The organism is Methylobacterium sp. E-065 (genome assembly GCF_022829605.1).
Lineage (GTDB): Bacteria > Pseudomonadota > Alphaproteobacteria > Rhizobiales > Beijerinckiaceae > Methylobacterium.
Map to the genome: position 1 here is coordinate 1 of NZ_JAKSYD010000256.1, position 6,048 is coordinate 6,048.

The 6,048-nt window shown below is 65.0% G+C and carries 8 protein-coding genes and 2 pseudogenes; 3 read left to right on the forward strand and 7 right to left on the reverse strand.

Annotated elements, in window-relative coordinates; genetic code table 11:
• A pseudogene (locus MKK84_RS29710) lies at positions 1-327 on the reverse strand (IS481 family transposase); the annotation flags it as partial.
• Positions 328-381: 54 nt separating this feature from the next.
• Between MKK84_RS29710 and MKK84_RS29715 the strand changes: the two are divergent.
• Positions 382-1,193 (forward strand): annotated as a pseudogene (locus MKK84_RS29715) (IS481 family transposase); the annotation flags it as partial.
• A 12-nt stretch (positions 1,194-1,205) separates the two neighbouring features.
• Entirely contained in the window at positions 1,206-1,472 is a 267-nt protein-coding gene (locus MKK84_RS29720) for a hypothetical protein (protein ID WP_243925731.1), read from the forward strand.
• 93 nt (positions 1,473-1,565) lie between these two features.
• Here the strand turns inward: MKK84_RS29720 and MKK84_RS29725 are convergent, their stop codons facing one another.
• From MKK84_RS29725 to MKK84_RS29750, 6 genes are all read right to left on the reverse strand, one after another.
• Entirely contained in the window at positions 1,566-2,651 is a 1,086-nt protein-coding gene (locus MKK84_RS29725; RefSeq protein WP_243925733.1) for a helix-turn-helix domain-containing protein, read from the reverse strand.
• 65 nt (positions 2,652-2,716) lie between these two features.
• On the reverse strand, positions 2,717-2,980 hold the full coding sequence (locus MKK84_RS29730; protein WP_243925735.1) for a hypothetical protein: 264 nt from the start codon (positions 2,978-2,980) through the stop codon (positions 2,717-2,719).
• A gap of 63 nt (positions 2,981-3,043) precedes the next feature.
• Positions 3,044-3,202 (reverse strand): hypothetical protein, encoded by a 159-nt coding sequence (locus tag MKK84_RS29735; protein WP_409566563.1) that lies wholly within the window; start codon positions 3,200-3,202, stop codon positions 3,044-3,046.
• Positions 3,203-3,243: 41 nt separating this feature from the next.
• Entirely contained in the window at positions 3,244-3,534 is a 291-nt protein-coding gene (locus tag MKK84_RS29740) for a hypothetical protein (RefSeq protein ID WP_243925737.1), read from the reverse strand.
• 4 nt (positions 3,535-3,538) lie between these two features.
• Positions 3,539-4,378 carry a Crp/Fnr family transcriptional regulator gene (locus MKK84_RS29745; protein ID WP_243925739.1) on the reverse strand — a complete coding sequence of 280 codons (840 nt, stop codon included), beginning with the start codon at positions 4,376-4,378 and terminating at the stop codon, positions 3,539-3,541.
• A 483-nt stretch (positions 4,379-4,861) separates the two neighbouring features.
• The gene (locus tag MKK84_RS29750) at positions 4,862-5,140 is read right to left on the reverse strand and encodes a hypothetical protein (RefSeq protein ID WP_243925741.1); all 279 of its coding nucleotides are present in this window, start codon (positions 5,138-5,140) and stop codon (positions 4,862-4,864) included.
• Positions 5,141-5,433: 293 nt separating this feature from the next.
• Here MKK84_RS29750 and MKK84_RS29755 point away from each other — a divergent pair.
• A partial coding sequence (locus MKK84_RS29755; protein ID WP_243925743.1) for a hypothetical protein occupies positions 5,434-6,048 on the forward strand: 615 nt, incomplete at its 3' end.

The following is a 6,048-nucleotide window of genomic DNA, read 5'->3' on the forward strand; positions in this document are numbered from 1 at the left end:
GTAGCCGATGGGGCAATCGGCAAAGCGCTTCCTCTTCGGCTTGTTACCTTCCATGTCCGGCATGCGGCTGATGCCGTGCTGCTCCAGGCAGCGGTGAAGCGACGAGCGGGTCAGCTGCGGGATCGTCGGCTGTCGGCCGTAGAGGCAGTCGTCCAGCGGCAGCAGCGTATGCCGGCGGAAGGCGACGATAATTGCCTCCTCCTCAGGTTTCAGGAACGTCGCCCGAGGTTCCTTCGGCCCCATGGCCGCATCCACCGTCGACTGGCGTCCGCGCCATTTCTGGATCGTCGTCGGGCTGACGCCGTAGCGCTTGGCCGCCGCTCTCACACTCTCTTTACGGAGCTGTATTGCGCGACGGACCGCCTCCGTCGTGCGGGCGCTGCCGCCATGGGGCCGAAAGAACCTCGGTCGACGGTCCTGACACCTGAGGACGAGGCGATTATCGTCGCCTTCCGCCGGCATACGCTGCTGCCGCTGGACGACTGCCTCTACGGCCTACAGCCGACGATCCCGCAGCTGACCCGCTCGTCGCTTCACCGCTGCCTGGAGCAGCACGGCATCAGCCGCCTGCCGGACATGGAAGGTAACAAGCCGAAGAGGAAGCGCTTTGCCGATTGCCCCATCGGCTACGTCCACGTCTAAATGCGGAGGTCAGAACAGAACAGGGCAAGCTCTACCTGTTTGTGGCCATCGCCCGAACCTCGAAGTTGGCCTTCGCCAAGCTGGAAGCGGAAGCCACCTGCTACACAGCATCGGACTTCCTCCGCGCGCTGGCCGCGTTCGTGCCGTACAAGATCCACACGGTGTTGACCGACAACGGGGTGCAATTCTGCCATGCCCCGCGCAACCGCTCAAGCCCGACAGCCCTCTACAGCCGGCACATGTTCGATCGCGTTTGCCACGAGCACGGCATCGAGCATCGCCTGACCAAACCCAACCATCCGTGGACCAACGGTCAGGTCGAGCGGATGAACCGCACCATCAAGGACCCCACGGTCAAGCGCTACCACTACGAGACCCACGAACAGCTCCGGGCGCATCTGCAGCTGTTCGTCGACGCCTACAACTATGCCCGTCGGCTGAAGACCCTGCGCGGCCTCACGCCCTATGAGCATGTCCTTCAGGTCTGAGCCAAAGAGCCCGAACGCTTCAGGATCGATCCGTCACACCTCATCCCGGGACCATACACCTAACCTACGAGCACCATGCCCGCCACACGCCCGACCCTCGCCGATCTTCGTAAGGCCGGCACGATCAGCAGCAGCGAGATCGTTGCGGCCGTGGACCTCTACATGAGGGATCCGGAGACGGGCCCCTACCGCTTCGCCAGTGGGCACAGCATCGACATCGGGGCAGCTGTCGCGGCCTCCCCTGAGATCGTGGAGGCGAAGGCCAAGCCCGGCCCACAAGAGAAGGCGCTACGGACAGCCGTGACTGCCGCCGTTATGGGCGCGTATGCGACGAAGCCGTGATCCGAGGGCCTAACCACCGGCTGCGGCTCAGTGGTTGTCGTTGATCCCGCCTGACGGCGGACGGCTTCGCCGTCGATACGATGGCACCGATTTTCAGGCAGCCAACCATGTCAGCAAGTTGGCAGCGGCGCTCCGGCTAAGACCGAACCGACCCTGCAACGCATTGGCGAGCTGCGGACGGCTGATCCCGATCTGCTGTGCCACCGCCTGCTGCGTCATATGCCGAACCCGCTGAGCATCACGGACAGCGCGCTTGAGGGCATCGGGCAGGACACCGCCTTCAAAGGCTGTGAGCACATCGTTGACGTGCCGCCACTCGCCACCACCGAGGAGATCGGGATGCTCGGAAACTCCGCCCTCCGGTAGCGGTAGCGCGCGGGCATGTCCAAGCCGAACGACCCTCGTCTTGCCACCGGGCGCATGCCCGTTAGCGCCGACGCTGCGGCTCAGGCGGGTGGTTCTCGCTGGACCCGGAACGGTTCGTTCTGAGGCGTGAGACCGGTCCGTCGCGAGCTGTAGGTACTTCGTACCTGCTGCCGACGAAACAGTCTCACGGTCTCGGATCTGAGCTGGAAGGGTGCCGGCTTGCTGCCGTCGGAAGTAGGTCGCCCGGCTTAGCCCGAGAGCGGCCCACGGCTCTAGCACCGCCTTCGATTGCTCCCGGGGCGTGGCTCCCTTGGCGATGCGACGAGCCTTGGCCTTCATCGCCTCTCGGCCCTTCTGATAGGCCGCGAATTTCCGGGACGTCATTCCGGCCGGACGGATGCGCGTGATCCGCGACCGTTCCCGCTCGTCTGTCGTGACGCGTAGAAGGTCGCCCAGCTCTTGAGCGGACCACCAGAGCCGTTGCCGCCCGTCACGCTCATGAGCTTCGGCGATGCACTCACGGATAGCGATACGGTCAAGACGGGGAACGGAGGCTCGGCACCAATTGGCGACACGCGCCTCAAGATCCTCAGCGAGAAAACCGCCGGCTTTGGCGATGATCCAGGGCAGGGCAGCGCGTAGGTAGACCTCGCCGTCGTCTGTATCGCAGGGGCCGCGGTGGCGAAGCTGGATCAGGCTGCTGATCTCGTGGAGCGTCTGTCGGTCGCCTGTCCAATTTGATCGCCGGTTGCGAGGCGCCCGGATCTTCCGTTCAAGGGCGACGGCCTGGTTCTGAGCCTTGGCCCGCTCCACCGCCTTGGCCGCGATCCGGTCGAAGATGTCGAACATCCGCGGGGGCTCAGGATCCCGGTGCCCCATCAGGCGGCCTCAAGTTCGAAGCTGAGTTGCACCGGCTTCCGGTACGGCACCCGTGCGGGCAGAGGCCGGCGGCGCTCATCCAGCAACCGCCGGGTGTGGTTGATGAGTGAGACTAATTCGTCGTGGCCCGTAAAGCCGCGCTCGAACCACAGATACGCGCCGATCACCTCGTCGGAAACGTAGGCCCCGCTGCGCGCATCGTTCCGCTGGCCGAGAACATCGGCAGCAGTCTGAGCAATCGAGCGGGCGAGGGCGTCGAGCACGGCTACCCCGAGGCGGCTATTGTTGATCTGGGATCTGGCCGGCAAAGCTCAAGGGCGTGTTCGTCAGTGCTCCCCCTGTGTGCCGTCCTTCCTCGCCTTGAACCGGATCCCGGCGCCGCCGCCGTTCTCGGGGATGAATTCCAAGCCCGCAGCCTCAAAGGCTTCCACCAAGGCGCGGTTATTCATCGTGGTCATGCGGAGGACGAGCTCGGATCGCATCATGGGCGGATCGATGCAGCGCCATTCACCGGACCGCAACCGCGCTACGATTTCCCCGGTGACGGACCGTGTGGCGTGTCCTCACGCAGGTGCTGCCGCACCCATCGCGTCGCATCCTCCAAGGTATCGAACACGGGAGCGCGCACGCCCGCCAGCCGCCCCAGCCCCGCCTCCAAGTGCCAAGCCCCGGGACGCTCGTGCCAGGGCGCATCGCGGACCAAAACCGCCACGAGCAGCCCACTGACAATCACCAGCATGCCGACCTCATCCGGGCTGCGCGTGTCGACAGAAATGGATTGGAGGACGACCAGGGGCTCGACGTTGTCCTGGCCCACCAACTTACCCGCCCTGGACGCTGCTCAGCCACGGCACCTGCCGGCGGCCACTCCAACGCGCGTTCCTGAGGTGGAGGTAATTGGGATTGAACCCACAGTACGCTTTGAGCCTTTCAACGTCCGGGATCGTCACGATCCTGTGCTTCAGCGTGATGAGGTTGAGCGCACGCAGCTCCCGCAGGGTGCGGCTGACCTGCACGTCCGACAGGCCCATCGTGTCGGCGACATCGGTCTGGGTAAACGGGAACGCGTAGCTGTTGTCGGTGACGCGTCCCACCGCCTCCAGGCGCAGCAGCAGCTCGCAGAACAGGTGCACGATCCGCTGATCCGCCTGCCGGCTGCCGATGTTGACCAGCCACTCGCGCAGCACGGCCTCGTCCACGAGGGCGCACCACATCAGGGCCCGCGTCACCTGCGGGTGGTGCGCCGTGATCTCCTCGATGGCGGCCCGGGGGATCTCGGCGCACCACATCAGGGCCCGCGTCACCTGCGGGTGGTGCGCCGTGATCTCCTCGATGGCGGCCCGGGGGATCTCGACCGTTTTGCAAGGCGAGATCGTGCCGATGGAGTGATCCATCTGGTCGAGGATGAACACGTTGAGGTCGCAGAAGTCGCCGGGCACGAAGAAGGCCATGATCTGGCGCTGACCGTCCGGGAGCATCTTGTAGCGGCATGCGTAGCCGTCGAGGATGAGATGAACGTCGCTGGGCGTGTCGCCTTCCGAGATCAGGTCCGTCCGCGCTGACACATTCCGCACCCGTGGCACAAACGCCCGCAGCGCGGCGCGGTCGGCGTCGCTCAGTTCCTCGAAGCTTTCGAGCTTGCGGATCAGCGCATCTTGCATCGGACCACAACGGCAAAGGGCGATCTATCACCCTACGTCGGTTCTAAGAAAAAAATCCCCGTCATAAGACGTAATTTAGCTGCCATCGGCAGGTAAATGGCGGAAGCCGCATTACTATGCTCACAAGGATACACCGGAACGGCCGCCCAGAATACACGCCTGGGCGAAAGCCTACTCAAACTTATGCGGGTGTCATTCGACGGACCAAGACCGTGTGGTCGGCTCCGCCTTCGAGCCGACGTGCTCAGCCGGGGGCTTGGTTCGCGTGCCAATTCGCGGGCTGAGTCACACCACCGATCTTAATCAGCCCAGTCCCGAATATGATTGCCCCTACCCCGATGACAGCCATGACCGCGAACAACCAGAAAAACTGCATCGAGCGTTCCTCCTGATCGTCAACCGTTCCTAGGTGGATTGCGACCCCAATGTGCAGGAATGACCTCTGGCGAGAGTGTGCTGCGGTCGAGCCGCGCCGCAAAGGGATCAAGGCATGACCGGATGCGCCGACATCACGGCGGCGGCCAGCACGGTCCGAAACGCCTTCTCCTGCGGCCCCGACCGATTAACCGCCCCGAAAGCCGGTGTGGCGTTCACGAGCGCCGAGATGTCGATGCTGTGGCCGCTGGCGAACCGGTAGGGCCCAGCCGCCGGGTCCCGCAAGTAGAGGTCAATGGCTGCTACGACCTCCTGGCTGGTGATGATGCCCGCCTTGCGCAGGTCCGCGAGAGTCGAAGGTCCGGCCGGCATGGTCGCGCTGATCATTCCCTGACGTTGACTTGGGCACCACCGCCAGCCGACATGGGCGGTCACGGCCAGGCTCGCTCAGGCGAGTCGTGGCCGCCATTCAGGAGACGATAGCCGCGAGATAGACCCTGAAAAGCCAACAGCCCCTTCCCGGCAAGGAAGAGGCTGCTGAAAAACCTGGGGCCTGGTGGGGCCGTATAGCTACTCCCCACAAGCCACATGATTCCCTCGGGAGTCAAGATGGAACCTGTTTCCGTCAACGGGAAGGCTTTGTCTGGACCCTAGCCGCGGCCCGTGAGGGACCGGGAACGATGTTTCACGCCACCATGCGGGGGGCGATCGAGGACGCGCGCACGCTCGCGCAGCTCGACAGCCTGTCGCGCACCATCTGGCAGGCTCATGCCGGCGAGACCGTCACTGACTCAGAGGCGCAGGGGCTCGCTGAAGCGCTGCACACTCGCAGAGCTGCGATCCGCGAGGCCGTGGTGCCCGTGGGCATCCCGCTCGGCCGCATGACGCTGTTCCCAGCCAAGCGCCTCCAGCGAGCTCCTGAGCGATCCGTGGCTATTGAGCGTCGCCGTCGGCTGGCGTGCTCGGGCCCGATGCCGCCCGCGCTCGCATCGAGGTTCACCACCGGCCAGCTCGCCGTCCTGCGGATCGTCGGGGACGAGATGGCTCTAAACGGTGCCTGCGGGCTGTGCATCGACGCCATAGCCGCCCGGGCTGGGGTCTGCCGGCGACTCGCCCAGGCCGCGATCCGGCTGGCTGAGGGCGACGGCTTGCTGACCATCCAAGAGCGGCGCCACCAAGGGCGGAAGTCGGATCCGAACGTGGTCCGCATCATCAGCCGGGAGTGGCTGCAATGGCTCCGGCGGGGAGGGCGATCCGCGGCCCCCGCGCTGCTGGGCAGCATAGGGTGCAAAACG